Source organism: Streptomyces sp. NPDC056144 (assembly GCF_042264145.1).
Taxonomy (GTDB): domain Bacteria; phylum Actinomycetota; class Actinomycetes; order Streptomycetales; family Streptomycetaceae; genus Streptomyces.
Map to the genome: position 1 here is coordinate 603072 of NZ_JBHJVF010000003.1, position 25513 is coordinate 628584.

Annotated in this window: 27 protein-coding genes; 25 read left to right on the top strand and 2 right to left on the bottom strand. The window is 71.7% G+C overall.

From position 1 onward, the window contains the following. Nucleotides 1–29: 29 nt before the first annotated feature. From ACFC0Z_RS13590 to ftsH, 3 genes are all read left to right on the top strand, one after another. Entirely contained in the window at nt 30–2459 is a 2430-nt protein-coding gene (locus ACFC0Z_RS13590; RefSeq protein ID WP_376436364.1) for a [protein-PII] uridylyltransferase, read from the top strand. Between the two features lie 119 nt (nt 2460–2578). Then, nucleotides 2579–4132, top strand: coding sequence for a signal recognition particle protein (ffh, locus tag ACFC0Z_RS13595; RefSeq protein ID WP_376436365.1), 1554 nt, complete (start codon nt 2579–2581; stop codon nt 4130–4132). Nucleotides 4133–4310: 178 nt separating this feature from the next. Beyond that, entirely contained in the window at nt 4311–6260 is a 1950-nt protein-coding gene (gene ftsH, locus ACFC0Z_RS13600; RefSeq protein ID WP_376436368.1) for an ATP-dependent zinc metalloprotease FtsH, read from the top strand. 65 nt (nt 6261–6325) lie between these two features. On the opposite strand, the gene ACFC0Z_RS13605 is transcribed toward ftsH, so the two are convergent. Then, complete coding sequence (locus ACFC0Z_RS13605; RefSeq protein ID WP_376436370.1) at nt 6326–7060, bottom strand: methyltransferase domain-containing protein; 735 nt, start codon at nt 7058–7060, stop codon at nt 6326–6328. A gap of 390 nt (nt 7061–7450) precedes the next feature. On the opposite strand from ACFC0Z_RS13605, the gene ACFC0Z_RS13610 reads away from it, so the two are divergent. From ACFC0Z_RS13610 to ACFC0Z_RS13690, 17 genes are all read left to right on the top strand, one after another. Then, the gene (locus tag ACFC0Z_RS13610) at nt 7451–8044 is read left to right on the top strand and encodes a hypothetical protein (RefSeq protein ID WP_376436372.1); all 594 of its coding nucleotides are present in this window, start codon (nt 7451–7453) and stop codon (nt 8042–8044) included. A gap of 154 nt (nt 8045–8198) precedes the next feature. After that, nucleotides 8199–8642: a 30S ribosomal protein S16 gene (rpsP, locus tag ACFC0Z_RS13615; protein WP_030325634.1), complete on the top strand. Its 444-nt coding sequence runs from the start codon at nt 8199–8201 to the stop codon at nt 8640–8642. Between the two features lie 2 nt (nt 8643–8644). After that, a complete protein-coding gene (locus ACFC0Z_RS13620) occupies nt 8645–8884 on the top strand; it encodes an RNA-binding protein (protein WP_005311361.1) in 240 nt (79 codons plus the stop codon). Between the two features lie 112 nt (nt 8885–8996). Beyond that, nucleotides 8997–9554: a ribosome maturation factor RimM gene (gene rimM / locus ACFC0Z_RS13625; protein WP_376436375.1), complete on the top strand. Its 558-nt coding sequence runs from the start codon at nt 8997–8999 to the stop codon at nt 9552–9554. Beyond that, complete coding sequence (gene trmD, locus ACFC0Z_RS13630; protein ID WP_376436378.1) at nt 9551–10372, top strand: tRNA (guanosine(37)-N1)-methyltransferase TrmD; 822 nt, start codon at nt 9551–9553, stop codon at nt 10370–10372. The genes rimM and trmD overlap by 4 nt, the downstream gene beginning before the upstream one ends. 127 nt (nt 10373–10499) lie before the next feature. Further along, nucleotides 10500–10850, top strand: coding sequence for a 50S ribosomal protein L19 (rplS, locus tag ACFC0Z_RS13635; RefSeq protein ID WP_056566038.1), 351 nt, complete (start codon nt 10500–10502; stop codon nt 10848–10850). Between the two features lie 68 nt (nt 10851–10918). Then, a complete protein-coding gene (gene lepB, locus ACFC0Z_RS13640; protein ID WP_376436381.1) occupies nt 10919–11671 on the top strand; it encodes a signal peptidase I in 753 nt (250 codons plus the stop codon). After that, nucleotides 11664–12671: a signal peptidase I gene (gene lepB / locus ACFC0Z_RS13645; protein ID WP_376436383.1), complete on the top strand. Its 1008-nt coding sequence runs from the start codon at nt 11664–11666 to the stop codon at nt 12669–12671. The genes lepB (ACFC0Z_RS13640) and lepB (ACFC0Z_RS13645) overlap by 8 nt, the downstream gene beginning before the upstream one ends. Beyond that, entirely contained in the window at nt 12607–13566 is a 960-nt protein-coding gene (gene lepB / locus ACFC0Z_RS13650) for a signal peptidase I (RefSeq protein WP_376436704.1), read from the top strand. The genes lepB (ACFC0Z_RS13645) and lepB (ACFC0Z_RS13650) overlap by 65 nt, the downstream gene beginning before the upstream one ends. 70 nt (nt 13567–13636) lie before the next feature. Then, a complete protein-coding gene (lepB, locus tag ACFC0Z_RS13655; RefSeq protein ID WP_376436386.1) occupies nt 13637–14401 on the top strand; it encodes a signal peptidase I in 765 nt (254 codons plus the stop codon). Then, nucleotides 14398–14883: an NUDIX hydrolase gene (locus ACFC0Z_RS13660; RefSeq protein WP_376436388.1), complete on the top strand. Its 486-nt coding sequence runs from the start codon at nt 14398–14400 to the stop codon at nt 14881–14883. Before lepB (ACFC0Z_RS13655) ends, ACFC0Z_RS13660 begins: the two co-directional genes overlap by 4 nt. Before the next feature lie 54 nt (nt 14884–14937). Further along, nucleotides 14938–15246 carry a DUF2469 domain-containing protein gene (locus ACFC0Z_RS13665; protein ID WP_005311352.1) on the top strand — a complete coding sequence of 103 codons (309 nt, stop codon included), beginning with the start codon at nt 14938–14940 and terminating at the stop codon, nt 15244–15246. Between the two features lie 132 nt (nt 15247–15378). Continuing rightward, nucleotides 15379–15744: a YraN family protein gene (locus ACFC0Z_RS13670; protein WP_376436390.1), complete on the top strand. Its 366-nt coding sequence runs from the start codon at nt 15379–15381 to the stop codon at nt 15742–15744. After that, on the top strand, nt 15744–17357 hold the full coding sequence (locus tag ACFC0Z_RS13675; protein ID WP_376436392.1) for a YifB family Mg chelatase-like AAA ATPase: 1614 nt from the start codon (nt 15744–15746) through the stop codon (nt 17355–17357). The genes ACFC0Z_RS13670 and ACFC0Z_RS13675 overlap by 1 nt, the downstream gene beginning before the upstream one ends. A 62-nt stretch (nt 17358–17419) precedes the next feature. Continuing rightward, nucleotides 17420–18523, top strand: coding sequence for a DNA-processing protein DprA (gene dprA / locus ACFC0Z_RS13680; RefSeq protein ID WP_376436707.1), 1104 nt, complete (start codon nt 17420–17422; stop codon nt 18521–18523). Nucleotides 18524–18762: 239 nt separating this feature from the next. Continuing rightward, nucleotides 18763–19599 (top strand): RNA polymerase sigma factor WhiG, encoded by an 837-nt coding sequence (whiG, locus tag ACFC0Z_RS13685; RefSeq protein WP_376436395.1) that lies wholly within the window; start codon nt 18763–18765, stop codon nt 19597–19599. 72 nt (nt 19600–19671) lie between these two features. After that, nucleotides 19672–20226, top strand: coding sequence for a TetR/AcrR family transcriptional regulator (locus ACFC0Z_RS13690; RefSeq protein WP_376436710.1), 555 nt, complete (start codon nt 19672–19674; stop codon nt 20224–20226). Here ACFC0Z_RS13690 and ACFC0Z_RS13695 read toward each other — a convergent pair. Next, nucleotides 20209–20658, bottom strand: coding sequence for a murein hydrolase activator EnvC family protein (locus ACFC0Z_RS13695; protein ID WP_376436398.1), 450 nt, complete (start codon nt 20656–20658; stop codon nt 20209–20211). The two genes, ACFC0Z_RS13690 and ACFC0Z_RS13695, sit on opposite strands and share 18 nt — an antisense overlap. A gap of 255 nt (nt 20659–20913) precedes the next feature. On the opposite strand from ACFC0Z_RS13695, the gene rpsB reads away from it, so the two are divergent. The 5 genes from rpsB to ACFC0Z_RS13720 all read left to right on the top strand — a co-directional run bounded on the left by rpsB (nt 20914) and on the right by ACFC0Z_RS13720 (nt 25414). Further along, on the top strand, nt 20914–21789 hold the full coding sequence (rpsB, locus tag ACFC0Z_RS13700) for a 30S ribosomal protein S2 (RefSeq protein WP_376436400.1): 876 nt from the start codon (nt 20914–20916) through the stop codon (nt 21787–21789). A gap of 102 nt (nt 21790–21891) precedes the next feature. Further along, nucleotides 21892–22728: a translation elongation factor Ts gene (gene tsf, locus ACFC0Z_RS13705; RefSeq protein ID WP_376436402.1), complete on the top strand. Its 837-nt coding sequence runs from the start codon at nt 21892–21894 to the stop codon at nt 22726–22728. Between the two features lie 163 nt (nt 22729–22891). Beyond that, nucleotides 22892–23656 (top strand): UMP kinase, encoded by a 765-nt coding sequence (gene pyrH, locus ACFC0Z_RS13710; protein ID WP_376436405.1) that lies wholly within the window; start codon nt 22892–22894, stop codon nt 23654–23656. Between the two features lie 97 nt (nt 23657–23753). Beyond that, nucleotides 23754–24311, top strand: a complete 558-nt coding sequence (gene frr, locus ACFC0Z_RS13715) for a ribosome recycling factor (protein ID WP_360807950.1) — start codon at nt 23754–23756, stop codon at nt 24309–24311. Continuing rightward, on the top strand, nt 24311–25414 hold the full coding sequence (locus tag ACFC0Z_RS13720) for a phosphatidate cytidylyltransferase (RefSeq protein ID WP_376436408.1): 1104 nt from the start codon (nt 24311–24313) through the stop codon (nt 25412–25414). Before frr ends, ACFC0Z_RS13720 begins: the two co-directional genes overlap by 1 nt. Nucleotides 25415–25513: the final 99 nt, after the last annotated feature.

The window sequence follows — 25513 nt, forward strand, 5'->3', positions numbered from 1 at the left end:
TGAGGAGCCGCCGGGTGACGAGCACCGACATGAGTGGAACGACCGAAGACTCGGGACCCGGCGGTTACGCGGCGGCCCGGCTGCTCCTTCTCCACGAGAAGGAGCGGTCCGGGCCGCCGCGCCGTTCCGCCCTGGCCCGGCTCACCGACGACTGGCTGGCCGGACTCTTCGCCGCCGCCGCGCCGCCCCGCGGGACCGCCCTCGTCGCCGTCGGCGGCTACGGACGCGCCGAACTCTCCCCGCGCAGCGACCTCGACCTCCTCCTGCTCCACGACGGCACCGCCGACACGGCCGCCGTCGCCGCCCTCGCCGACCGCATCTGGTACCCCGTCTGGGACCTCGGCCTCGCCCTCGACCACTCCGTACGGACCCCCGCCGAAGCCCGGACCACCGCAGGCGAGGACCTCAAGGTCCACCTCGGCCTCCTCGACGCCCGGCACGTCGCCGGAGACGCCGGACTCGTCGCCGCCCTGCGCACCACCGTCCTCGCAGACTGGCGCAACCAGGCCCCCAGGCGCCTCCCCGAACTCGACGCCCTCTGCCGCGAACGCGCCGAACGGGCCGGAGAGCTCCAGTACCTCCTCGAACCCGACCTCAAGGAGGCCAGGGGCGGCCTCCGCGACGCCCAGGCACTGCGCGCCGTCGCCGCCTCCTGGGTCGCCGACGCCCCCCGCGAGGGCCTCGACGCCGCCCGCCGCCGCCTCCTCGACGCCCGGGACGCCCTCCACCTCGCCACCGGACGCGCCACCGACCGGCTCGCCCTCCAGGAACAGGACGCCGTCGCCCGCGAGCTCGGCCTCCTCGACGCCGACACCCTGCTCCGCGAGGTGTACGAGGCCGCGCGGACCATCTCGTACGCCACCGACGTCACCTGGCGCGAGGTCCACCGCGTCCTCAAGGCCCGCTCCGCCCGGCCCCGGCTGCGGTCCCTCCTCGGCCGGGGCGGCGGGGTGAAACCGCCCGCCGAACGGACCCCGCTCGCCGAAGGCGTCGTCGAGATGGACGGCGAGGCCGTCCTCGCCCTCACCGCCAAACCCGAACGCGACCCCGTCCTCCCCCTGAGGGCCGCCGCCGCGGCCGCCCAGTCCGGCCTGCCCATCTCCCTCCACGCCGTACGCCGACTGGCGACGGCCGCCAAACCCCTCCCCGTCCCGTGGCCCGCCGAGGCCCGCGAGGAGCTCGTCACCCTCCTCGGCGCGGGCGAGGCGACCGTGCCCGTCTGGGAGGCCCTCGAAGCCGAAGGGCTCGTCACCCGGCTCCTCCCCGACTGGGAACGGGTCCGCTGCCGCCCGCAGCGCAACCCCGTCCACACCTGGACCGTCGACCGCCACCTCGTCGAGACCGCCGTCCGCGCCTCCTCCCTGACCCGCCGCGTCGGCCGCCCCGACCTCCTCCTCGTCGCCGCGCTCCTCCACGACATCGGCAAGGGCTGGCCCGGTGACCACTCCGTCGCCGGCGAGACCATCGCCCGCGACCTCGCCGCCCGCATCGGCTTCGACCGCACCGACACCGCCACCGTCGCCACCGTCGTCCGCCACCACCTGCTCCTCGTCGAGACCGCCACCCGGCGCGACCTCGACGACCCGGCCACCATCCAGTCCGTCGCCACCGCCGTCGGAACCCTCGGCACCCTGGAACTCCTGCACGCCCTCACCGAGGCCGACGCCCTCGCCACCGGCCCCGCCGCCTGGTCCTCCTGGCGCGCCTCGCTCGTCGCCGACCTCGTCAAACGGGTCGCCGGCGTCCTCGCGGGCGAACCCCTGCCCGACCCCGAGGCCGCCGCGCCCAGCGCCGAACAGGAACGGCTCGCCATGGAGGCCCTGCGCACCGGGGAACCCGTCCTGGCCCTCCGTACCGAACCGGTCGCCGCCGAGCCGGAGGAACCCGAGCCCGTCGGCGTCGAACTCCTCATCGCCCTCACCGACCGGCCCGGCGTCCTCCCCGCCGTCGCCGGCGTCCTCGCCCTCCACCGGCTCACCGTCCGCGCCGCCGACCTCCGCGCCGTCGAACTCCCCACCGGGGTGGGCGCCGGCAGCGTCCTCGTCCTCGACTGGCGGGTCGCCGCCGAGTACGGCTCGCTGCCGGAGGCCACGCGGCTCCGCGCCGACCTCGTCCGCGCCCTCGACGGCACCCTCGACATCCCCGCCCGGCTCGCCGAACGCGAGGCCGCCTACCCGCGCCGCCGGGGCCTCACCGCCCCGCCGCCCCGCGTCACCGTCGCCGCCGCCGACTCCCGCCTCGCCACCGTCATCGAGGTCCGCGCCCAGGACGCCCCCGGCCTCCTCCACCGCGTCGGCCGCGCCCTGGAGGGAGCGGCGGTACGGGTCCGCAGCGCCCACGTCTCCACCCTGGGCGCCAACGCCGTCGACACCCTGTACGTGACCCGCCCCGACGGCACGCTCCTGACGGACGAGGAGGCGATCGACCTGGCCCGGGCGGTGGAGAAGGCGCTGGGGTGACGCCCCGGCCGACCCGCTCCCGTCCGCCGGATCCGGTGGGCGGGAGCACATCCTTCGAGCGGCCCGATACCCTGGAGGGCAATCCGACCGCCCCCGACACCTGAGGATCCGCGACCGCCGTGTTCGATACCCTCTCCGACCGCCTTGCAGCGACCTTCAAGAACCTCCGCGGCAAGGGCCGTCTGTCCGAGGCGGACATCGACGCCACCGCGCGCGAGATCCGTATCGCGCTGCTCGAAGCGGATGTCGCCCTGCCGGTCGTCCGGTCCTTCATCAAGCAGGTCAAGGAGCGCGCCCTCGGCATCGAGGTCTCGCAGGCGCTGAACCCGGCGCAGCAGGTCATCAAGATCGTCAACGAGGAGCTCATCGGCATCCTCGGCGGCGAGACCCGCCGTCTGCGGTTCGCCAAGACCGCGCCGACCGTGATCATGCTCGCCGGTCTCCAGGGTGCCGGTAAGACCACCCTCGCCGGAAAGCTCGGTGTCTGGCTGAAGGGCCAGGGCCACTCCCCGCTGCTCGTCGCCTGTGACCTCCAGCGCCCCAACGCCGTCAACCAGCTCTCCGTCGTCGCCGACCGCGCGGGCGTGGCCTTCTACGGCCCCCAGCCGGGCAACGGCGTCGGCGACCCGGTCCAGGTCGCCAAGGACTCGATCGAGTACGCGCGCACCAAGCTGTACGACGTCGTGATCGTCGACACCGCCGGCCGCCTCGGCATCGACCAGGAGCTGATGCAGCAGGCCGCGGACATCCGCGACGCCGTCAGCCCCGACGAGGTCCTCTTCGTCGTCGACGCCATGATCGGTCAGGACGCGGTCAACACCGCCGAGGCCTTCCGCGACGGCGTCGGCTTCGACGGCGTCGTGCTGTCGAAGCTCGACGGCGACGCCCGCGGTGGTGCCGCGCTCTCCATCGCGCACGTCACCGGCAAGCAGATCATGTTCGCCTCCAACGGCGAGAAGCTCGACGACTTCGACGCGTTCCACCCGGACCGCATGGCGTCGCGCATCCTCGGCATGGGCGACATGCTCTCCCTCATCGAGAAGGCCCAGCAGACCTTCGACGAGGAAGAGGCCACCAAGATGGCCTCGAAGCTCGCGTCGAAGAAGGGTCAGGACTTCACGCTCGACGACTTCCTGGCGCAGATGGAGCAGGTCCGCAAGATGGGCTCCATCTCGAAGCTCCTCGGGATGCTGCCCGGCATGGGCCAGATGAAGGAGCAGATCGCCAACATCGACGAGCGGGACGTCGACCGCACGGCCGCCGTCATCAAGTCGATGACCCCTGCCGAGCGCCAGGACCCGACCATCATCAACGGCTCCCGCCGTGCCCGTATCGCCAAGGGCGCGGGCGTCGAGGTCAGCGCCGTGAAGAGCCTGGTCGAGCGGTTCTTCGAGGCCCGCAAGATGATGTCCCGCATGGCCCAGGGCGGCGGCATGCCGGGGATGCCCGGCATGCCCGGCATGGGTGGCGGCCCCGGTCGGCAGAAGAAGCAGGTCAAGCAGGCCAAGGGCAAGCGCAAGAGCGGCAACCCGATGAAGCGGAAGGCCGAGGAGCAGGCCGAGGCCGAGCGTCGCGAGCAGGCCCAGGCGGGCGGCGCCTTCGGCCTGCCGGCGGCGGGTCAGACCCCGAAGGACTTCGAGCTCCCGGAGGAGTTCAAGAAGTTCATGGGCTGACGCAGCAGAAACCGGCGCAGCACAGGCTGACGCAGCACAGGAGAAGGGGCCCGTGGCGGTACGACACCGCCGCGGGCCTTTTTTCGTACTTTCTTTCACCCCACCGGCCTGTCTGTTATGCCGGGTTAGCCCCGTTCTTCGATACTGAGGCCATTGCCGCCCCCGAGGAGAGAGCCACGTGGCCAACCCCGTACCCCCGCGCGACCGGACCGACCAGCCCTGGCGCTCGGAAGGGGCCCCGCCGCCCCCGCCGCCGAAGAGGAAGATGCCGGGCGGCTGGGGGAGCCTGATCCTGACCGCCCTTGCCGTGTACCTGATCGCCAACATCGTGCTCGGGTTCTTCAACGGCGGCGACGGGCCGACCGTCTCGTACACCGAGTTCAGCAAGCAGGTCGCCGCCGGCAACGTCACCAAGATCTACTCCAAGGGCGACGCCATCCAGGGGCAGCTGAAGAACGAACAGCCCGTCCCGGACGGCAAGGGCGACTACACCAAGTTCCAGACCCAGCGCCCGGCCTTCGCCGACGACGACCTGTGGGACCAGCTGACCAAGCAGAAGGTCACGGTCACCGCCGAGCCCGTGGTCCAGGAGCGCAGCTTCCTCGCCAACCTCCTGCTCTCGCTCGCGCCGATGCTGCTCCTCGTCGTCCTGTGGATCTTCATCGCCCGCCGGATGAGCGCCGGCATGGGCGGCGGGGGCGGCGGCATGCTCGGCCGCAAGACCCCGCCGAAGCCGGTCGAGCTGGAGGAGGGCGGCAAGCGCACCACCTTCGCGGACGTCGCCGGCATCGACGAGGTCGAGGGCGAGCTCAACGACGTCGTCGACTTCCTGAAGAACCCCACCGCCTACCGCGAGATGGGCGCCAAGATGCCCCGGGGCGTGCTGCTCGCCGGTCCTCCCGGCACCGGCAAGACCCTGCTCGCCCGCGCCGTGGCCGGCGAGGCCGGGGTGCCGTTCTTCTCGGCCTCCGCCTCCGAGTTCATCGAGATGATCGTCGGCGTCGGCGCCTCCCGGGTCCGCGAGCTCTTCGCCGAGGCCCGCAAGGTCGCCCCGGCGATCATCTTCATCGACGAGATCGACACCATCGGCCGGGCCCGCGGCGGCGGCTCGGGCATGGGCGGTCACGACGAGCGCGAGCAGACGCTCAACCAGATCCTCACCGAGATGGACGGCTTCACCGGCTCCGAGGGCGTCATCGTCCTCGCCGCCACCAACCGCGCCGACGTCCTCGACCCCGCCCTCACCCGGCCGGGCCGCTTCGACCGGATCGTCCACGTCAACCCGCCGGACCGGGGCGGCCGCGAGGCGATCCTGAAGATCCACACGCGGGCGATCCCGCTCGCGAAGGACGTCGACCTGGAGCAGGTGGCCAGGACGACCCCCGGTATGACCGGCGCCGAACTGGCCAACCTCGCCAACGAGGCGGCCCTCCTCGCCGTCAAGCGCGACCAGAAGGCCGTCACGCAGTCCGACCTCTCCGACGCCCTGGAGAAGGTCCAGCTCGGTGCCGAGCGCCCCCTCGTGATGCCGGAGGAGGAGCGGCGCCGTACCGCGTACCACGAGAGCGGGCACGCGCTGCTCGGCATGCTCCAGCCCGGCGCCGACCCGGTCCGCAAGATCACCATCGTGCCGCGCGGCCGCGCCCTCGGCGTCACGCTGTCCACCCCGGACGCCGACAAGTACGCGTACACGGAGGACTACCTGCGGGGCCGGATCATCGGCGCCCTCGGCGGCATGGCGGCCGAGCAGGTCGTCTTCGGGGTCATCACCACCGGCGCCGAGAGCGACCTCGAACAGGTCACCAACATCGCCCGGGGCATGGCGGGCCGCTGGGGCATGAGCGAGCGCGTCGGCCGGCTGACCGCCATCCCGAGCGACGCCCAGCAGGCGTACGGCCTGTCGGCGGCCCCCGCGACCCTCGACACCGTCGACGAGGAGATGCGCCGGATCGTCGACGAGTGCTACGAGAAGGCCGTGCGCCTGCTCGGCGAGCACCGGTCGCAGCTGGACGCCCTGGCCGCCGCCCTCCTCGCGAACGAGACCCTGGAGGAGGACGCGGCCTACGCGGCGGCGGGCATCACGCGCGTGGTGGAGGGCGCGGGCGGGGGCGGGGGCGCGGAGGCCTGAGCCGTACGCCCTGACGACGTCCGGGGCCCCGCGACCGTCACGGTCGCGGGGCCTCCGTCGTACGGCTACGGCACGCGCGCGAGTACGTACCGGAAGACGTTCGGCATCCACACCGTCCCGTCGCCGCGGACGTACGGGGCGAGCGCCTCCTCGATCTCCTTGCCGACCTGCGAGGGGTCGGTCGCCAGGACCGCCTCGTCGAAGGCGCCCGTGGACAGGAGCCCGCGGACCGCGCTGCCCGCGTCCGCGTACCCGAAGGGGCAGGCGACCCGGCCCGACCCGGCGGGCCGCAGCCCCGCGGCGGCGACCAGCGCCTCCAGGTCGGGACCCGGCGCCTGTCGCCGGTCCGCGAGCCGCGCGGCGATCCGCAGGACCGGTTCCGTCGCGCACCGCTCGGCCGGTCCCCACCCGGCGAGGACGACCGCGGCGCCGGACTGCGCCGTACGGGTGAGGGCGGCGAGCGCCGGGAGGTCCGCAGCCGTCGCGTGGAAGGCGGTGACCACGTCGTACGGATCACCCTCCGGGGCCCCCGGGAGCCGGTCCGTCAGCACGACCTCCCGGGGGAGCCGCTCCCTCGCCAGCTCCACGCGCGCGTGGTCCCGGTCCACCCCGGTCACCCGGGCTCCCCGCGCGGCCGCCATCAGGAGCGCGAGGCCGGAGCCGCAGCCGAGGCCCAGGAGCCGGGACCACGGGCCCACGCCGAGGCGGTCGTACACCGCCTCGTAGAGGGGGACGAGCATGCGTTCCTGGATCTCGGCCCAGTCGCGCGCGGGGTGGTGCGGGACGAGCGTAGGTGTCATGGAAAAGCGCCCCAATCCGTGCTTCGGACGACAGCCCCCCGTAGTCAGGGAACTGCGCATCACGGGCCGCGTCCAGTGCTCGCGCCGCACGGGTTGGCACGGGTTCGCCCGGAGGGAGGGGCGGTGCGCCCGCCCGCGTACGGACCCGGTAATGTCCTCGCAACAGTCCCACCGGACCGCCCCCGTCCCCGCAAGGGGCGCGCGCATCAGGAATGCGCGCCGGGGCGTATGCGCTACTACGCACCGGCTTGAGGACTCCTGCGCGACTTCTCCGCAGATCGGCGCACTGGCCCTCGTCAGGACGCATCAACGGCAACTGACGGGTACGTGCAAAATATTTGGGATGCCCCGGAATGGAACCCGGCGGCACTTCGGCTCGTTGTAGACGACGTGAGCACGACACCACCTGTTCTCGCCGCAGAGCTGGCACAGGCGTGGGCCGACATTCAGCGGCACCACCCCGAGCTGCCCGATCTTGCCGCGCCCGAGTCCCTGATCGGAGAGTCCTCGTCCGCCTGCGGCGCCGAGCTCTCCTTCGAACGGCTGCTCCACGAGGCAGTCCACGGCATCGCCGCAGCCCGGGGGGTCCGCGACACCTCCCGGGCCGGCCGCTATCACAACCGCAGATTCCTCGCGATCGCCGAGGAGATGGGGCTCGACCACCCCGAGGAACCACACGCGAGCAGCGGTTTCTCCCTGGTCACGCTGAACCCGGAGGCGCGCAGGCGCTACCGGCCGACGATCGAGCGGCTCCAGCGCGCCCTCAAGGCGCACACGGTCGCGACGGCCGCCGACACCAAGCGCTCCTTCCGGGGTCCGGCCGCCCGGCACGGCTCCTCGGGCGGCGGCGTCCGGGTCAAGGCGGTCTGCGACTGCGGGCGGAACGTGCGCGTGGTGCCGTCGGTGCTGGCCCAGGCTCCGATCATGTGCGGCGGCTGCGGCAAGCCCTTCCGCATCCCGGAGACGGTGGGCGCCGCCAACTGAGGCGGCGGCGTGTGGCACAATGGCTAGCTGTACTCGACAGTCGCATAGGACCCCTCTCTCCTCCGGCTGACGCGTCCATCGGGCATCCGAGTACCGCAACCCCACGTGGCATCTCAAGTGCCCAACCACGTCAAGACCAGGAGACACCACTCCAGTGGCAGTCAAGATCAAGCTCAAGCGCCTCGGTAAGATCCGCCAGCCGCACTACCGCATCGTCGTCGCCGACTCGCGCACCCGCCGCGATGGTCGCGCGATCGAGGAGATCGGCCTCTACCACCCGACGTACAACCCGTCGCGTATCGAGGTCGACTCCGAGCGTGCGCAGTACTGGCTGTCTGTCGGCGCCCAGCCGACCGAGCCGGTTCTCGCCATCCTGAAGCTCACCGGCGACTGGCAGAAGCACAAGGGCCTGCCGGCTCCGGAGAAGGCCCTGCTCGTCCCGGCCACCAAGGAAGCCAAGCGCGCCTCGTTCGACGAGTTCGCGAAGGCCCTCGAGGGCGGCGACGACAAGGGTGAGGCCATCACCCCCAAGGCCAAGAAGGCCGACAAGAAGGCTGACGAGGCCGAGGCCGCGTCGACCGAGTCGACCGAGGCCTGATCATGCTCGAGGAGGCTCTCGAGCACCTCGTGAAGGGCATCGTCGACAACCCCGACGATGTGCAGGTCGCCTCGCGCAACCTGCGCCGTGGCCGCGTGCTGGAGGTCCGGGTGCACCCCGACGACCTCGGCAAGGTGATCGGCCGTAACGGCCGCACCGCGCGTGCGCTGCGTACCGTCGTGGGCGCCATCGGCGGCCGTGGAATCCGTGTCGACCTCGTCGACGTGGACCAGGTCCGCTAAGTCGGCCGCATCGGTTGAATGATGTGCCGGCACGGGCCGGGGAGGGCTTTAGCCCACCCCGGCCCGTTGTCGTTTTTGTCGTTCGTACTGCGTGACAGGAGAGTGTGGAGCAGTGCAGTTGGTAGTCGCGCGGGTCGGCCGCGCCCACGGCATCAAGGGCGAGGTCACCGTCGAGGTGCGGACGGACGAGCCCGAGCTCCGGCTCGGCCCCGGCGCCGTCCTGCGTACCGACCCGGCCTCCCTCGGGCCGCTGACCATCGAGTACGGCAAGGTCCACAGCGGCAAGCTGCTGCTGCGCTTCGAGGGCGTCCGCGACCGCAACGGCGCCGAGGCCCTCCGCAACACCCTCCTCATCGCCGAGGTCGACCCCACCGAGCTGCCGGAGGAGGAGGACGAGTACTACGACCACCAGCTCATGGACCTCGACGTCGTCCTCGCCGACGGCACCGAGATCGGCCGGATCACCGAGATCTCCCACCTGCCGTCGCAGGACCTCTTCATCGTCGAGCGCCCCGACGGCACCGAGCTGATGATCCCGTTCGTCTCCGAGATCGTCACCGAGATCGACCTGGAGGAGCAGCGGGCCGTCATCGACCCGCCGCCCGGCCTGATCGACGACCGCGCCGAGATCGTCTCCTCCCGCGACGAAGAGCCGGGTGACGAGGCATGAGGCTCGACGTCGTCACGATCTTCCCCGAGTACCTGGAACCGCTGAACGTCTCGCTCGTCGGCAAGGCGCGCGCGCGGGGACAGCTCGACGTCCACGTCCACCACCTCCGCGACTGGACGTACGACCGGCACAACACGGTCGACGACACCCCGTACGGCGGCGGTCCCGGCATGGTCATGAAGACCGAGCCCTGGGGCGACGCGCTCGACCAGACGCTCGCCGACGGGTACGAGGCCGGTGCGCACGGCCCGGTCATGGTCGTCCCGACCCCCAGCGGCCGGCCCTTCACCCAGGAGCTCGCCGTCGAGCTCTCCGAGCGGCCCTGGCTGATCTTCACCCCGGCCCGGTACGAGGGCATCGACCGGCGCGTCATGGACGAGTACGCGACCCGGATGCCCGTCTACGAGGTCTCCATCGGCGACTACGTCCTCGCGGGCGGGGAGGCCGCCGTCCTCGTCGTCACCGAGGCCGTCGCCCGCCTCCTGCCCGGCGTCCTCGGCAACGCCGAGTCGCACCAGGACGACTCCTTCGCGCCCGGCGCCATGGCCAACCTCCTGGAGGGGCCCGTCTACACGAAGCCCCCGGAGTGGCGCGGCCGGGGCATCCCCGACGTACTGCTCAGCGGGCACCACGGCAAGATCGCCCGCTGGCGGCGGGACGAGGCCTTCCGGCGTACCGTCGCCAACCGGCCCGACCTCATCGAGCGCTGCGACCCGTCCGCCTTCGACAAGAAGGACCGCGAGGTCCTCTCGATGATGGGGTGGGCGCCCGAGCCCGGCGGCCGATTTTGGCGCAGGCTCCCCGACGTGGAAGAATAGGCCGCTGTCGTCCGTCCGGCGCGCGCCCCTGCCACAGGGGGACCGACGCCCGCCAGGGACGCACGACATCCCCATCATCCGAACGTACCGCTGATGACCTGTGGCATCAGCGAGGAAAGAGACCTTCATGGCCTCCCTGCTCGACCAGGTCAACGCGGCCGCGCTCCGCTCCGACCTCCCCTCCTTCCGCCCCGGCGACACCGTGAACGTCCACGTGCGCGTCATCGAAGGCAACCGCTCCCGCATCCAGCAGTTCAAGGGTGTCGTCATCCGCCGCCAGGGCTCGGGCGTCAGCGAGACCTTCACGGTCCGCAAGGTCTCGTTCTCCGTCGGCGTCGAGCGCACCTTCCCGGTGAACTCCCCGATCTTCGAGAAGATCGAGCTCGTGACCCGCGGTGACGTCCGTCGCGCCAAGCTCTACTACCTGCGTGAGCTGCGCGGCAAGGCTGCCAAGATCAAGGAGAAGCGCGACCGCTGAGCCCCGGCTCACCGCTCACGCGACGCTTGAGGTCCTCGCACAGACGGGCCGGATAGGCTCTGTCCCCGATGGACACCGAAGCACAGCACACGGAGCGCGACCCCTCCACCGACATGGAGGAGGGGTCGCGCTCCGCGCGCGTTTCCTGGCGGCGCACGGGGCTCGCGGGCGTCGCCTGCGTGGTCTTCCTGCTGCTCCTGAGCCACTTCGTGATCCAGCCGTTCCTGATCCCCAGCGGCTCGATGCAGCCGACGCTCGACGTCGGCGACCGGATCCTCGTGAACAAGCTGGCGTACCGTTTCGGCAATGAGCCGGAGCGGGGCGACGTCGTCGTCTTCGACGGCACGGGATCCTTCGTACGGGCGGAGACAGGCGGCAATCCCGTGGCCGGCCTCCTGCACGACGGCGCGGCCGCCCTCGGCTTCGCCGAGCCCGACGAGACCGACTTCGTGAAGCGGGTCGTCGGCGTCGGCGGCGACCGGGTGGTCTGCTGCGACAAGGACGGACGGCTCACCGTCAACGGCGTCCCCGTCGCGGAGCGGTACGTGATGCTGGGCGACCAGCCCTCCAGCGTGCCCTTCGACATCGTCGTCCCCGAGGGCACGCTCTGGGTGATGGGCGACCACCGCAGCCAGTCCAGCGACTCCCGCGACCACCTCGGCAACCCCGGCGGCGGCATGGTCCCCGTCGAGAAGGTCGTCGGACGGGCCGACTGGATCGCCTGGCCCTTCGGCCGCTGGTCGACCGTGGCCGGGACCGACGCCTTCGCCGGCGTACCGGCCCCGCCCGCCGGCGGGCACGCGACGGGCCCCCGTGGGTAGCCGCGGCCGCACGGCCGACGGGACGGGCGACGGCGGCGCGCCGCTGCCGGGCCGCGCCGAGCGGCGCAGGCTCGCCCGCAAGGTCAAGCGGCGCAGGCAGCGCTCGGCGATCCGCGAGATCCCGATCCTCCTCACCGTCGCCGTCCTCATCGCGCTCGTCCTGAAGACCTTCCTGGTCCAGGCGTTCGTCATCCCCTCCGGCTCAATGGAGCAGACGATCCGGATCGACGACCGGGTCCTCGTCGACAAGCTCACCCCCTGGTTCGGCACCCGGCCGCAGCGTGGCGACGTCGTCGTCTTCAAGGACCCCGGCAACTGGCTCCACGACGAGCCCGCGCCGGCCGACGAGGACCCGATCGGCGTCAAGCAGGTCAAGCAGGCCCTGACCTTCATCGGACTGCTGCCCTCGGCCGACGAGCGCGACCTCATCAAGCGGGTCGTCGCCGTCGGCGGGGACACCGTCCGCTGCTGCGGCACGGACGGACGGCTCACCGTCAACGGCGTACCCGTCGAGGAGCCGTACCTGCACCCGGGCAACGAGCCGTCCACGATCCCCTTCGAGGTGAAGGTGCCGGAGGGCCGGATCTTCGTCCTCGGCGACCACCGCGCCAACTCGGCCGACTCGCGCTTCCACCTCGACGAGCCGGACCGCGGCACGATCTCCGAGGACCAGGTCGTGGGGCGGGCCGTCGTGATCGCCTGGCCCGTCTCGCACTGGCGGGGCCTGGAGGAACGGGAGACCTTCGCCGCCGTACCGGACGGGCGTGCGACGTCTGATCAAGCGAGTGATCTGTCGCATAGTGTGTCCTCGCGGGATCTCAATGGATTCCCCGGGCTCCCGACCCCTGCGGAACTTCTGCTCGTTATGGGAGTGATGGGCCTTCCCCTGTTCCGGGGTGGGCAATCGCACGGAGTGAGGAGTGGACGTGGGGGATTTGGCCGTCGGCGCACGATCCGGACACGATGGGCCCGAGAAGAGGGCCGACGAGGCCATCGGTGACGACGTGACAGGTGACGACGTGACGGATGACGACGCGACAGGCGGCGTGACGGGCGGAGGCGCCCCGGGTGGCGGCGCGGACGGCGACGAGCCGACGCACGACCACGACGCGGGCGGGTCGGGCAAGGGCCCGAAGAAGCAGCGTTCCTTCTGGAAGGAGCTGCCCCTCCTCATCGGCATCGCCCTGGTGCTCGCGCTGTTGATCAAGACCTTCCTGGTGCAGGCGTTCTCGATTCCCTCGGAGTCGATGATGAACACCCTGCAGAAGGGCGACCGGGTCCTCGTCGACAAGCTCACTCCGTGGTTCGGCTCCGAGCCGGAGCGCGGAGAGGTCGTCGTCTTCCACGACCCGGGCGGCTGGCTCGAGGGCCAGGTGACCCCGAAGCCGAACGTCGTCCAGAAGTTCCTCAGCTTCATCGGCCTCATGCCGTCCGCCGAGGAGAAGGACCTGATCAAGCGGGTCATCGCGGTCGGCGGCGACACGGTCTCCTGCAAGGAGGGCGGCAAGGTCGTCCTCAACGGCAAGGCCCTGGACGAGAGCGCGTACCTCTACCCGGGTTCCGTGCCCTGCCAGGACTCCTTCGGCCCGATCAAGGTCCCCCAGGACCGGATCTGGGTCATGGGCGACAACCGGCAGAACTCGCTGGACTCCCGCTTCCACCAGCAGCTCCCCGGCGGCGGCACCATCGCCAACGACGGTGTCGTGGGCCGCGCGGTCGTCATCGCCTGGCCGGTGACCCGCTGGGCCACCCTCCCGGTGCCGGACGTCTTCGACCAGCCCGGCCTGAACCAGGCCGTGGCCGCCGCGCCGCTCGGCGCGGTGAGCGTGGCCGGAGCACTCCCGCTGGTGCTGTGGCGCCGCAAGAAGCGCACGGCGGGGCATACCGCCGAGTAGCTTCCCGCGGGTAGATTGCCGTCCCGAACGTCGACAGACCTCTGACGTCGACCGATCCCTGGGGTGGCGCATGAGCGGGACCATACGAGCGAAGGGCGGCCGCGGCCGCCTCGGCAGCGTGCTGTCGGGGCTGGCCGTGGCCGTCGGCTTTCTGCTCTTCCTCGGCGGCTTCGTCTGGGGCGCGGTGGCCTACCAGCCGTTCAGCGTGCCCACGGACTCCATGAACCCCACCATCGCGACCAACTCCAAGATCCTCGCCGAGCGCGTCGACGGCACGGAGGTGCGGCGCGGTGACGTCGTCGTCTTCGCCGACCCCCTCTGGGGCGGCTCGACGATGGTCAAGCGGGTCGTCGCGATCGGCGGCGACACCGTCGCCTGCTGCGGCGCGGACGGCCGGCTCACCGTCAACGGCACGCCCGTGGACGAGCCCTACCTCGGGCGCGGACTCGAAGGCCGGTCCGTCGCGTCCGAGCAGGAGTTCTCCGTGACCGTCCCCGACGGCAACCTCTTCCTCCTCGGCGACGACCGCTACACCTCGCTCGACTCCCGCTCCCACCTGGAGGACGCCGGGCAGGGCACCGTGCCGCGCTCCACGGTCGTCGGCCGGGTCGACCTCGTCATCTGGCCCGACACCAGCTACCTGGAGCGCCCGGCGGGCTTCGCGGGGCTCCCCGGCGGGGTCTCGGACCCGGGGCCCTTCCGCGCCCTCTTCACCGCGATCGTCGCCGGGTGTGTACTGATCCTGGCGGGGTCCGCGTACGGCCCCGTGGCGCGGCTCGCGGACCGGCGCCGGGGCAGGGCGGCGGCCGGGGCACGGGAGAAGGTGGGCACATGAGACGGCAGGTGGCCAGGGTCGTCCTCCTCGACCCCGACGACCGCGTCCTGCTCCTGCACGGACACGAACCGGACGACCCGGCCGACAACTGGTGGTTCACCCCGGGCGGCGGACTCGAAGGCGACGAGACGCGTGCAGAGGCCGCGCTGCGGGAACTCGCCGAGGAGACCGGCATCACCGACGCGGAGCTCGGGCCGGTCCTCTGGCAGCGGTACTGCTCCTTCCCCTTCGACGGGCGTCGCTGGGACCAGGACGAGTGGTACTTCCTCGCCCGCGTCGGAAGGACCGCCGCCGAGCCCCGGCACCAGGCCCTGACCGAGCTGGAGAGCCGCAGCCTCGCGGGCCTCAGATGGTGGACCTCCGCCGAACTGTCGGCGGCGCGTGAGACGGTGTACCCGACCAGACTCGCCGAGCTGCTGCGCACGCTGCTCGACGAGGGACCTCCCGGTGCGCCGGTGGTCCTCGCCCCGGAAATCGTCTAGGGCGCGGACGGCTGACGCACAATAGGTGGACGCACGGCTGAAGGGGAACATGCCATGAGCGCCGAGGACCTCGAGAAGTACGAGACCGAGATGGAGCTGAAGCTCTACCGGGAGTACCGCGACGTCGTCGGGCTGTTCAAATACGTGATCGAAACCGAGCGGCGCTTCTACCTCACCAATGACTACGAGATGCAGGTGCACTCGGTCCAGGGCGAGGTCTTCTTCGAGGTCAGCATGGCCGATGCCTGGGTCTGGGACATGTACAGGCCGGCCAGGTTCGTCAAGCAGGTCCGCGTCCTCACGTTCAAGGACGTGAACATCGAGGAGCTCAACAAGAGCGACCTCGAACTCCCCGGCAGCTGACCGCCCGCTGACCGCCGGCTGACCGCCGCTCACTCGGGAGAGTGAGCGGGTTTTCCACAGCGCCACGGTCGTCCACAGCGCCGCACGCGGATCGCCCCACCACGTCACAGTCGGTGACGGAGGTGGTACCGCATGAACAAGACCCAAGCCCTCGGACGGTACGGGGAAGAGCTGGCGACCCGCCGGCTCACCGCGACCGGCATGCACATCCTCGCCAGGAACTGGCGCTGCGGCCGGGCCGGAGAGATCGACATCGTCGCCCGGGACGGCGACACCCTCGTCATCTGCGAGGTCAAGACCCGACGCCACGGGGCGTACGAGCACCCCATGGCCGCCGTCACCCCGACCAAGGCCGAGCGGCTCCGGCGCCTCGCCGCCTGCTGGCTCGACCGCAGCGGCGTCCCGGCCCCCGCCGGAGGCGTCCGCATCGACCTCGTCGGCATCGTCCTGCCCCACAAGGGTGCCCCCGTCCTCACCCACGCGCAGGGGGTGGCCTGATGGGATTCGCCCGCACCTGCTCCGTCGCGCTCGTCGGCGTCGAAGGCGTCGTCGTCGAGGTCCAGGCCGACCTCGAACCCGGCGTCGCCGCCTTCACCCTCGTCGGCCTGCCCGACAAGAGCCTCAGCGAGAGCCGCGACCGCGTGCGCGCGGCCGTCGTGAACTCCGGTGCCGAGTGGCCCCAGAAGAAGCTGACCGTCGGGCTCAGCCCGGCGTCCGTGCCGAAGAGCGGCAGTAGTTTCGACTTGGCAGTGGCGGTCGCCGTCCTCGGCGCCGCCGAGCGCGTCGACCCCGCCGCCATCGCCGACCTCGTCCTCATCGGCGAACTCGGGCTCGACGGGCGGGTCCGGCCCGTCCGCGGCGTCCTGCCCGCCGTCCTCGCCGCCGCCGAAGCCGGATACCGCCAGGTCGTCGTCCCCGAGCAGACCGCCGGCGAGGCCTCCCTCGTCCCGGGCGTCTCCGTCCTCGGCGTCCGCACACTCCGTCAGCTGATCGCCGTCCTCACCGACGAACCCGTCCCCGACGAGGAACCGCCCGAGGAGGGCAGGCCCGACGCCATGCTCGCCGGGCTCCTCGTCCCCGGCGCCGGCATCGGCGCGGGACTCAGCCCCGGCTCCGCCGACGGGCCCGACCTCGCCGACGTCGCCGGGCAGCACCGGGCCCGCCGTGCCCTGGAGATCGCCGCCGCCGGCAGCCACCACCTGCTGCTCTCCGGCCCGCCGGGGGCCGGGAAGACCATGCTGGCCGAGCGGCTCCCCGGCATTCTCCCGCCCCTCACCCGACAGGAGTCCCTCGAAGTCACCGCCGTCCACTCCGTCGCGGGCATCCTCCCGCCCGGCGAACCCCTCGTCCGGCGCGCGCCCTACTGCGCCCCGCACCACTCCGCGACCATGCAGTCCCTGGTGGGCGGCGGCAACGGCCTCCCGAGGCCAGGCGCCGTCTCCCTGGCGCATCGCGGCATTCTCTTCCTCGACGAGGCGCCGGAGTTCTCCGGCAAGGTCCTCGACGCGCTCCGCCAGCCCCTCGAATCCGGGCACGTGGTCATCGCCCGGGCGGCGGGCGTCGTCCGGCTGCCCGCCCGGTTCCTCCTCGTCCTCGCCGCCAACCCCTGCCCCTGCGGACGGCACAGCCTGCACGGCTCCGACTGCGAGTGCCCCGCCTCGCTCGTCCGCCGCTACCAGGCACGGCTGTCGGGGCCGTTGCTCGACCGCGTCGACCTGCGCGTCGAGGCCGAACCCGTCACCCGGGCCGACCTGCTCGGGCGGGGCGGGCGCGGCGAGAGCAGCGCCGTCGTCGCCGCGCGCGTCCAGGAGGCCAGGGACCGCGCCGCCGCGCGGCTGGCCGGCACCCCCTGGAGCGTCAACAGCGAGATCCCCGGCCAGGAACTCCGTACGCGCTACCTCGCGGCCCCCGGCGCCCTCGCCGCCGCCGAACGGGACATGGAGCGCGGCCTGCTCACGGCACGCGGCCTCGACCGGGTCCTCCGCGTCGCCTGGACCGTCGCCGACCTCGCGGGCCACGACCGGCCGGACGGCCAGGACATCGCCCTGGCCCTGGAGATGCGGACGGGCGTCGCACGCGGAGTCCCCGTGGGAGCGGGGGAGTACGCATGACCGGGAACGCGAATACGCACACGGAGGACGAGCGGGTCGCCCGGGCCGCGTTGACGCGGGTCGTGGAACCCGGGGACGAGCACGCGGGGCGATGGATGCGGACGTACGGAGCCGCGGGGTTCCTCGAACGGCTCCTCGGGGGCGAGGACGACATCTGCCCCGGGACCGGGGGGAAACGGGTCGAGGGGTGGCGGAGGCGGGCCGCCGGGGCCGAGCCCGCGCGGGACCTCGACGCCGTCCGGCGGGACGGCGGACGGTTCCTCGTCCCCGGTGACATCGAGTGGCCGCGTCAACTCGACGACCTCGGCGACGCCCGGCCCGTCGGGCTCTGGATCCGCGGCCCCGCCGACCTGCGGACCTGGGCCCTGCGCTCCGTCGCCCTCGTCGGCGCCCGCGCCTGCACCTCGTACGGCGCCCACATGGCGGCCGACCTCGCCACCGGTCTCGCCCGGCAGGGCTGGGTCGTCGTCTCCGGCGCGGCCTACGGCATCGACGGCGCCGCCCACCGGGGCGCCCTCGCCGCCGGCGGGGCCACCGTCGCCGTCCTCGCCTGCGGCATCGACACCCCCTACCCCCGAGGCCACGCCGGGCTCATCGGCCGCATCGCGGAACAGGGCCTCGTCCTCGGGGAGCTCCCGCCCGAGAGCCACCCGACACCCGCCCGGTTCATCCTCCGCAACCGCGTCATCGCGGCCCTCACGCGCGGCACGGTCGTCGTCGAGGCCCAGCACCGCAGCGGCTCCCTCGTCACCGCCCGGGCCGCCGCCCGGCTCGGACGGCACACGATGGCCGTTCCCGGCCCCGTCACCAGCGCGTTGTCCGCGGGGGCCCACGAACTCCTGCGCGGCGGAGCCACCCTCGTCACCGACGCCGACGAGATCGTCGAACTCGTCGGTGACATGGGCGAACTGGCCCCCGCCCGACGCGGGCCCGTCCTCCCGCGCGACCTGCTCGCCCCCGCCGCCGCGCACGTCCTCGAAGCCGTCCCGGCCCGGGGGCCCACCCCCACGACCGAGATCGCCCGCCGCGCCGGAACCGGCCCCGACGAGACGCTCGCCCGCCTGTACGAACTCCACTCGCTCGGCTTCGTCGAACGGTACGGAATCGGCTGGCAGTTGACGAACAAGGGCACGCGGCCTTCGAACGGACGGCGAGGCGATACTTGACCTGGAGCATTCGGGTGACAGGGTGAAGACGATGAACACCCGAGTTCTCTCGGCCGGATCCGAGGGGCCGCGACGCGCCACGGCCCGGGTTCGAAGATGTGGCCGACGGCGTCCACCCGGACCGGCGCGATCCGCCGCCGTGCGCGCACCGCGACAGCTCACTCACGCTACGCTCACCAGGATTCCCCACAGGACACCTCCACCGACACACCCGACGGCAGAACGGCTCAAGGCAACGCATGCCCCAGCACACCTCCGGGTCTGACCGCGCTGCGGTGCCCCCAGCAGCCCGGGGCACCGTGCGACCGTCCGCACCGACCTCGCTCGACGAGCTGTGGCGGTCGTACAAGGACACGGGCGACGAGCGCCTGCGGGAGCAACTGATCCTGCACTACTCGCCGCTCGTCAAGTACGTCGCCGGCCGGGTCAGCGTGGGGCTGCCGTCCAACGTGGAGCAGGCCGACTTCGTCTCCTCCGGCGTCTTCGGCCTCATCGACGCCATCGAGAAGTTCGACGTCGAGCGGGCCATCAAGTTCGAGACGTACGCGATCACCCGCATCCGCGGCGCCATGATCGACGAACTCCGCGCCCTGGACTGGATCCCGCGCTCCGTCCGTCAGAAGGCCCGCAACGTCGAACGTGCCTACGCGACCCTCGAAGCCCAGCTCAGGCGCACCCCCACCGAGAGCGAGGTCGCCGCCGAGCTCGACGTGACACTGGAGGAACTGCACGCGGTTTTCAGCCAGTTGTCCCTGGCGAACGTGGTCGCCCTCGAAGAGCTGCTGCACGTCGGCGGGGAGGGCGGCGACCGGCTGTCCCTGATGGACACCCTGGAGGACACGGCGGCCGACAACCCCGTCGAGGTCGCCGAGGACCGTGAGCTGCGCCGCCTGCTCGCCCGGGCGATCAACACGCTCCCCGAGCGCGAGAAGACGGTCGTCACCCTCTACTACTACGAGGGCCTCACCCTGGCCGAGATCGGCCACGTCCTCGGCGTCACGGAGAGCCGCGTCAGCCAGATCCACACCAAATCGGTTCTCCAGCTCCGCGCCAAGCTGGCCGACGTCGGACGCTGAGCCGGCCGGAGCCGGTCGTACAGTGGACGGGTGCCCAGGATTCGAGCGGCCTCCGTGGCCGAGCACCGGACGATGCAGCGAGGCGCCCTTCTGGACGCCGCGCGATCCCTCCTGTCCGAGGGCGGTACGGAGGCGCTGACCTTCCCCGCCCTCGCCGAGCGCACCGGCCTGGCCCGGTCGTCGGTGTACGAGTACTTCCGCTCCCGCGCCGCCGTCGTCGAGGAGCTCTGCGCCGTCGACTTCCCCGTCTGGGCTGCCGAGGTCGAGACGGCCATGGCCGCGGCCGACACCCCCGAGGGCAAGGTCGAGGCCTACGTCCGCGCCCAGCTCGCCCTCGTCGGCGACCGGCGCCACCGCGCCGTCGTCGCGATCTCGGCGAGCGAGCTCGACGACGGCGCCCGCGAGAAGATCCGCGCCGCCCACGGCGGCCTCGTCGCCATGATCGTCGAAGCCCTCGCCGCCCTCGGCCAGACCCAGCCCCGCCTCGGCGCCATGCTCCTCCAGGGCGTCGTCGACGCCGCCGTCCGCCGCATCGAGCTCGGCGCCGCCGAGAACCCCGACGAGATCGCCGAGGCCGCGGTCGCGATGGCCCTGCACGGCGTCGGCGGCTCACCCGCCGACCGGTAGCAGCCGCGACGGAGGTCTCCGCACCAGCAGGAGCGGATTCAGATAGTCCCCGCCCCGGAGCAGCCCCCAGTGGAGGCAGGTCTCCGGGCAGTGGGACCCCGGCGCCACCCGGGCGATCACCGTCCCCGCCGCGACCCGCGCCCCCGCCCGTACCACCGGGGTCACCGGGGAGAAGGTCGTCCGCAGCGGGGGAGCGCCCGTGTCCGGCAGTGTGAGGGTGACCACCCCGCGCCCGCCGACCGGGCCCGCGAACGAGACCGCCCCGGCCGCCGGCGCCAGGACGGGGGCACCCGGGGCCGCGGCCAGGTCGACACCGCGGTGACCGGGGCCGTACGGCCCCGCCGGCGGCTGCCAGCCGCGCACGATCACGGGCGGCGGCGGACCCACCGGCCACAGCAGGCCGAGGACGAGAAGCAGCGGCAAGAAGTTCATGGCGGCAGGCTGCCCGCCCCGAACGCTCCGTGACGGCCCCGGGCCGGATCTGTGGACAACCCACCGCTTGTGTACAGGGCCGTCACCCGCCACGCCCGGGGTCCCGTACACTTCCTATGGCGACTCGGGTCACCGGGTCGACTTCGCACGCCCCGCCAGCGGCCCTCACCGGCCATGGCAGCGCCTTTCGGTCCCTCTGGGGCATGGCGCGCCGGGGCGTCAGGAATACAAAACCGAGAAACCAAGGAGATGGCCATGGCCGTCGTCACGATGCGGGAGCTGCTGGAGAGCGGCGTCCACTTCGGTCACCAGACCCGTCGCTGGAACCCGAAGATGAAGCGCTTCATCTTCACCGAGCGCAACGGCATCTACATCATCGACCTGCTCCAGTCGCTGTCGTACATCGACCGCGCCTACGAGTTCGTCAAGGAGACCGTCGCGCACGGCGGCTCCATCATGTTCGTCGGTACGAAGAAGCAGGCCCAGGAGGCCATCGCCGAGCAGGCGACGCGCGTCGGCATGCCGTACGTCAACCAGCGTTGGCTCGGTGGCATGCTCACCAACTTCTCCACCGTCTACAAGCGTCTGCAGCGCCTCAAGGAGCTCGAGCAGATCGACTTCGAGGACGTGGCCGCCTCCGGCCTCACCAAGAAGGAGCTCCTGGTCCTCTCCCGCGAGAAGGCCAAGCTGGAGAAGACCCTCGGTGGTATCCGCGAGATGCAGAAGGTGCCGAGCGCCGTCTGGATCGTCGACACCAAGAAGGAGCACATCGCCGTCGGTGAGGCGCGCAAGCTCCACATCCCGGTCGTCGCGATCCTCGACACCAACTGCGACCCCGACGAGGTCGACTACAAGATCCCGGGCAACGACGACGCGATCCGCTCCGTCACCCTGCTCACCCGCGTGATCGCCGACGCCGTCGCCGAGGGCCTCATCGCCCGCTCCGGCGCCGCGACCGGCGACTCGAAGCCGGGCGAGAAGGCCGCCGGCGAGCCCCTCGCCGAGTGGGAGCGCGACCTGCTCGAGGGCGAGAAGAAGGCTGACGCCGAGGTCCAGACCTCCGCCGAGACCGAGAAGGTCGCGGACGCCGAGGCTGCCGAGGCTCCGGCCGAGGCCGCCGAGCAGGCCTGACCCTTCAGGACCTTCGGTTGAGACGGCGGGGGCCCACAAAGCCCCCGCCGTCCACCCGTGGACCCGCCCGAATCTTTCAGACTTCGAGAGAGAAACAGACTCATGGCGAACTACACCGCCGCTGACGTCAAGAAGCTCCGCGAGCTCACCGGCGCCGGCATGATGGACTGCAAGAAGGCCCTGGACGAGGCCGACGGCAACGTCGACAAGGCCGTCGAGGCCCTGCGCATCAAGGGCATGAAGGGCGTCGCCAAGCGCGAGGGCCGTTCCGCCGAGAACGGCGCCGTGGTCTCCCTCATCGCCGACGACAACACCTCCGGTGTCCTCGTCGAGCTGAAGTGCGAGACGGACTTCGTCGCCAAGAGCGAGAAGTTCCAGGCCGTCGCCAACCAGCTCGCCGCGCACGTCGCCGCGACCTCCCCGGCCGACCTCGACGCGCTGCTCGCCTCCGAGATCGAGGCCGGCAAGACCGTCCAGGCGTTCGTCGACGAGGCCAACGCCAACCTCGGCGAGAAGATCGTCCTCGACCGCTTCGCGCAGTACGCCGACGGCTCGGTCTTCGCGTACATGCACCGCACGATGCCCGACCTGCCCCCGCAGATCGGTGTCCTCGTCGAGTTCGACAAGGCCGACGCCGACGTCGCCAAGGGTGTCGCGCAGCACATCGCCGCCTTCGCGCCGAAGTACCTCACCCGTGAGGACGTCCCGGCCGAGGTCGTCGAGACCGAGCGTCGCGTCGCCGAGGAGACCACCCGCGCCGAGGGCAAGCCCGAGGCCGCGCTCCCGAAGATCGTCGAGGGTCGCGTGAACGGCTTCTTCAAGGACGCCACGCTGCTCGGTCAGCCGTACGCCCTTGACAACAAGAAGTCCGTCCAGCAGATCCTGGACGAGGCCGGTGTCACCCTGAAGCGCTTCACCCGCATCAAGGTCGGCATCTGAGTCCGTCCGCGAACGCGACGGACGCCGGACCCCGGTAGGGTCTGAGGCAGTCGTCCGCGCCCGCGCAGGACGACCGCAGATCTGACGAGGAGGCCATTGCCGCACGGGATACCGCGAGTACCCAAGGCAATGGCCTCCTTCGTATGTGCACGAGGAGATCTCCATGAACCAGGGCGCCGTACAGGGCGACGACAACAACGGCAAAAAGGTCGGCCGCTTCATGCTGAAGCTGTCCGGAGAGGCTTTCTCCGGCGGCACCGGCCTGGGCGTCGACCCGAACGTCGTGCACGCCATCGCGCGTGAGATCGCGGCGGTCGTCCGCGACGGCGCGGAGATCGCGGTGGTGATCGGCGGCGGCAACTTCTTCCGCGGCGCCGAACTCCAGCAGCGCGGCATGGACCGGGCCCGCTCCGACTACATGGGCATGCTCGGCACCGTGATGAACTGCCTCGCCCTCCAGGACTTCCTGGAGAAGGAAGGCATCGACTCCCGCGTCCAGACCGCCATCACCATGGGCCAGGTCGCCGAGCCGTACATCCCGCTGCGCGCCGTGCGCCACCTGGAGAAGGGCCGCGTGGTCATCTTCGGTGCGGGCATGGGCATGCCGTACTTCTCCACCGACACCACCGCCGCCCAGCGCGCCCTGGAGATCGACGCCGAGGCGCTCCTCATGGGCAAGAACGGCGTGGACGGCGTCTACGACTCCGACCCGAAGGCCAACCCCGACGCGGTCAAGTTCGACGCCCTCGAGTACGGCGAGGTGATCTCCCGCGACCTCAAGGTCGCCGACGCCACCGCCATCACCCTGTGCCGGGACAACAACCTCCCGATCCTCGTCTTCGAACTGCTCACCGAGGGCAATATCGCTCGCGCGGTGAAGGGTGAGAAGATCGGCACGCTCGTGAGCGACCAGGGCACCCGGGCCTGACACCCGAACCGGGAACCGCCCCGCGAGGGGATGGACAGAGCCCTGCCGGTCGTACCCACCGTGCAGGACACAACGCGACGACACGCAGGAGCATGTGGTGATCGAAGAGACCCTCCTCGAGGCCGAGGAGAAGATGGAGAAGGCCGTCGTGGTCGCCAAGGAGGACTTCGCCGCGATCCGCACCGGCCGTGCGCACCCGGCGATGTTCAACAAGATCGTGGCCGAGTACTACGGCGCCATCACCCCCATCAACCAGCTCGCGTCGTTCTCCGTGCCGGAGCCGCGCATGGCCGTGGTCACGCCGTTCGACAAGAGCGCGCTGCGCAACATCGAGCAGGCCATCCGCGACTCGGACCTGGGCGTGAACCCCAGCAACGACGGCAGCATCATCCGGGTGAACTTCCCCGAGCTGACCGAGGAGCGCCGCCGCGACTACATCAAGGTCGCCCGGACCAAGGCCGAGGACTCCAAGGTCTCCATCCGCGCCGTGCGCCGCAAGGCCAAGGACGCCCTCGACAAGCTCGTCAAGGACAAGGAAGCGGGCGAGGACGAGGTGCGCCGCGCCGAGAAGGAGCTGGACGACCTCACGGCGAAGCACGTCGCCCAGGTCGACGAGCTGCTCAAGCACAAGGAAGCCGAGCTCCTCGAGGTCTGATGAACGACTCTTCCTGGGGGCCCGCGGCCGGTACCGGCCGCGGGGGACCCGACCAGGGGCCCGCCCCGGCGGGTCCCGCACACGATCGGCATCAGGCGGCGCAGACTCGGCCCATGCCCATCGTGCCCGACGTTCCCTCCGGCGGATTCCAGGACGGTCACGGCCGGGGGGCCGCTCACCCGAGCGGTCCCCTGTTCCGTGACGACACGCCGCACGAGCACCCGCAGGAGCCCATGCCCAGCCCCGCCCCGCCTTCCCCGCCCGCGCCGCCGGCGCCCCGGCAGAAGAAGAGCGCGGGTCGTGACCTGGGCGCGGCCATAGGGGTCGGTGTCGGACTCGGCGCCGTCATCGTCGCGTCGCTGTTCATCTGGAAGCCGGCGTTCGTCGGCGTGATAGCGGTCGCGGTCGTCGTCGGTCTGTGGGAGCTCACCTCCCGCCTCCAGGAGCGCAAGGCCATCAAGGCCCCGCTGGTGCCGCTCGCGGTCGGCGGCGCGGCGATGGTCGTCGCCGGATACGTCCGGGGCCCCGAGGGCGCCTGGGTGGCGATGGCGCTCACCGCGCTCGCGGTGCTCGTCTGGCGCATGACGGAGCCTCCCGAGGGCTACCTGAAGGACGTCACTGCGGGCGTGTTCGCCGCGTTCTACGTGCCGTTCCTGGCGACCTTCGTGGCGATGCTCCTGACCGCGGACGACGGCGCGTGGCGGGTGCTGACCTTCCTGATCCTCACCGTCGTCAGCGACACCGGGGCGTACGCGGTGGGCTGGCGCTTCGGCAAGCACAAGCTGGCCCCGAGGATCAGCCCCGGGAAGACCCGGGAGGGTCTCCTCGGCGCGGTCGCCTTCGCGATGGCCGCGGGCGCGCTGTGCATGGAGTTCCTGATCGACGGCGGGGTCTGGTGGCAGGGCCTGCTCCTCGGCCTTGCCGTGGCGGCGAGCGCGACGCTCGGCGACCTCGGCGAGTCGATGATCAAGCGCGACCTCGGCATCAAGGACATGGGCACGCTGCTGCCGGGCCACGGCGGCATCATGGACCGCTTGGACTCGCTGCTGCCGACGGCGCCGGTGGTGTGGCTGCTGCTCGCGCTGTTCGTCGGCACGACTTGACGGACAGCGGGTACTCTGGAAGGGCTCGTGGCGCGTGCGCCGCGGGCCCTTCGTTCGTCCCCGCCACCGCGGGGATGGTCCAGTGAGGTCTCCTGGCTC

What these genes read in the sequence shown, in the direction of transcription:
- ACFC0Z_RS13720 (WP_376436408.1), top strand. Translation starts at nt 24,311, where the DNA reads ATGAACGACTCTTCCTGGGGGCCCGCGGCCGGTACCGGCCGCGGGGGA.
- pyrH (WP_376436405.1), top strand. Translation starts at nt 22,892, where the DNA reads ATGAACCAGGGCGCCGTACAGGGCGACGACAACAACGGCAAAAAGGTC.
- ACFC0Z_RS13590 (WP_376436364.1), top strand. Translation starts at nt 30, where the DNA reads ATGAGTGGAACGACCGAAGACTCGGGACCCGGCGGTTACGCGGCGGCC.
- ACFC0Z_RS13670 (WP_376436390.1), top strand. Translation starts at nt 15,379, where the DNA reads ATGAACAAGACCCAAGCCCTCGGACGGTACGGGGAAGAGCTGGCGACC.
- lepB (WP_376436381.1), top strand. Translation starts at nt 10,919, where the DNA reads ATGGACACCGAAGCACAGCACACGGAGCGCGACCCCTCCACCGACATG.
- ACFC0Z_RS13605 (WP_376436370.1), bottom strand. Translation starts at nt 7,060, where the DNA reads ATGACACCTACGCTCGTCCCGCACCACCCCGCGCGCGACTGGGCCGAG.
- rplS (WP_056566038.1), top strand. Translation starts at nt 10,500, where the DNA reads ATGGCCTCCCTGCTCGACCAGGTCAACGCGGCCGCGCTCCGCTCCGAC.
- ACFC0Z_RS13690 (WP_376436710.1), top strand. Translation starts at nt 19,672, where the DNA reads ATGCAGCGAGGCGCCCTTCTGGACGCCGCGCGATCCCTCCTGTCCGAG.
- ACFC0Z_RS13675 (WP_376436392.1), top strand. Translation starts at nt 15,744, where the DNA reads ATGGGATTCGCCCGCACCTGCTCCGTCGCGCTCGTCGGCGTCGAAGGC.
- tsf (WP_376436402.1), top strand. Translation starts at nt 21,892, where the DNA reads ATGGCGAACTACACCGCCGCTGACGTCAAGAAGCTCCGCGAGCTCACC.
- trmD (WP_376436378.1), top strand. Translation starts at nt 9,551, where the DNA reads ATGAGGCTCGACGTCGTCACGATCTTCCCCGAGTACCTGGAACCGCTG.
- ACFC0Z_RS13665 (WP_005311352.1), top strand. Translation starts at nt 14,938, where the DNA reads ATGAGCGCCGAGGACCTCGAGAAGTACGAGACCGAGATGGAGCTGAAG.
- ACFC0Z_RS13695 (WP_376436398.1), bottom strand. Translation starts at nt 20,658, where the DNA reads ATGAACTTCTTGCCGCTGCTTCTCGTCCTCGGCCTGCTGTGGCCGGTG.
- lepB (WP_376436386.1), top strand. Translation starts at nt 13,637, where the DNA reads ATGAGCGGGACCATACGAGCGAAGGGCGGCCGCGGCCGCCTCGGCAGC.
- whiG (WP_376436395.1), top strand. Translation starts at nt 18,763, where the DNA reads ATGCCCCAGCACACCTCCGGGTCTGACCGCGCTGCGGTGCCCCCAGCA.
- rpsB (WP_376436400.1), top strand. Translation starts at nt 20,914, where the DNA reads ATGGCCGTCGTCACGATGCGGGAGCTGCTGGAGAGCGGCGTCCACTTC.
- ACFC0Z_RS13660 (WP_376436388.1), top strand. Translation starts at nt 14,398, where the DNA reads ATGAGACGGCAGGTGGCCAGGGTCGTCCTCCTCGACCCCGACGACCGC.
- ACFC0Z_RS13620 (WP_005311361.1), top strand. Translation starts at nt 8,645, where the DNA reads ATGCTCGAGGAGGCTCTCGAGCACCTCGTGAAGGGCATCGTCGACAAC.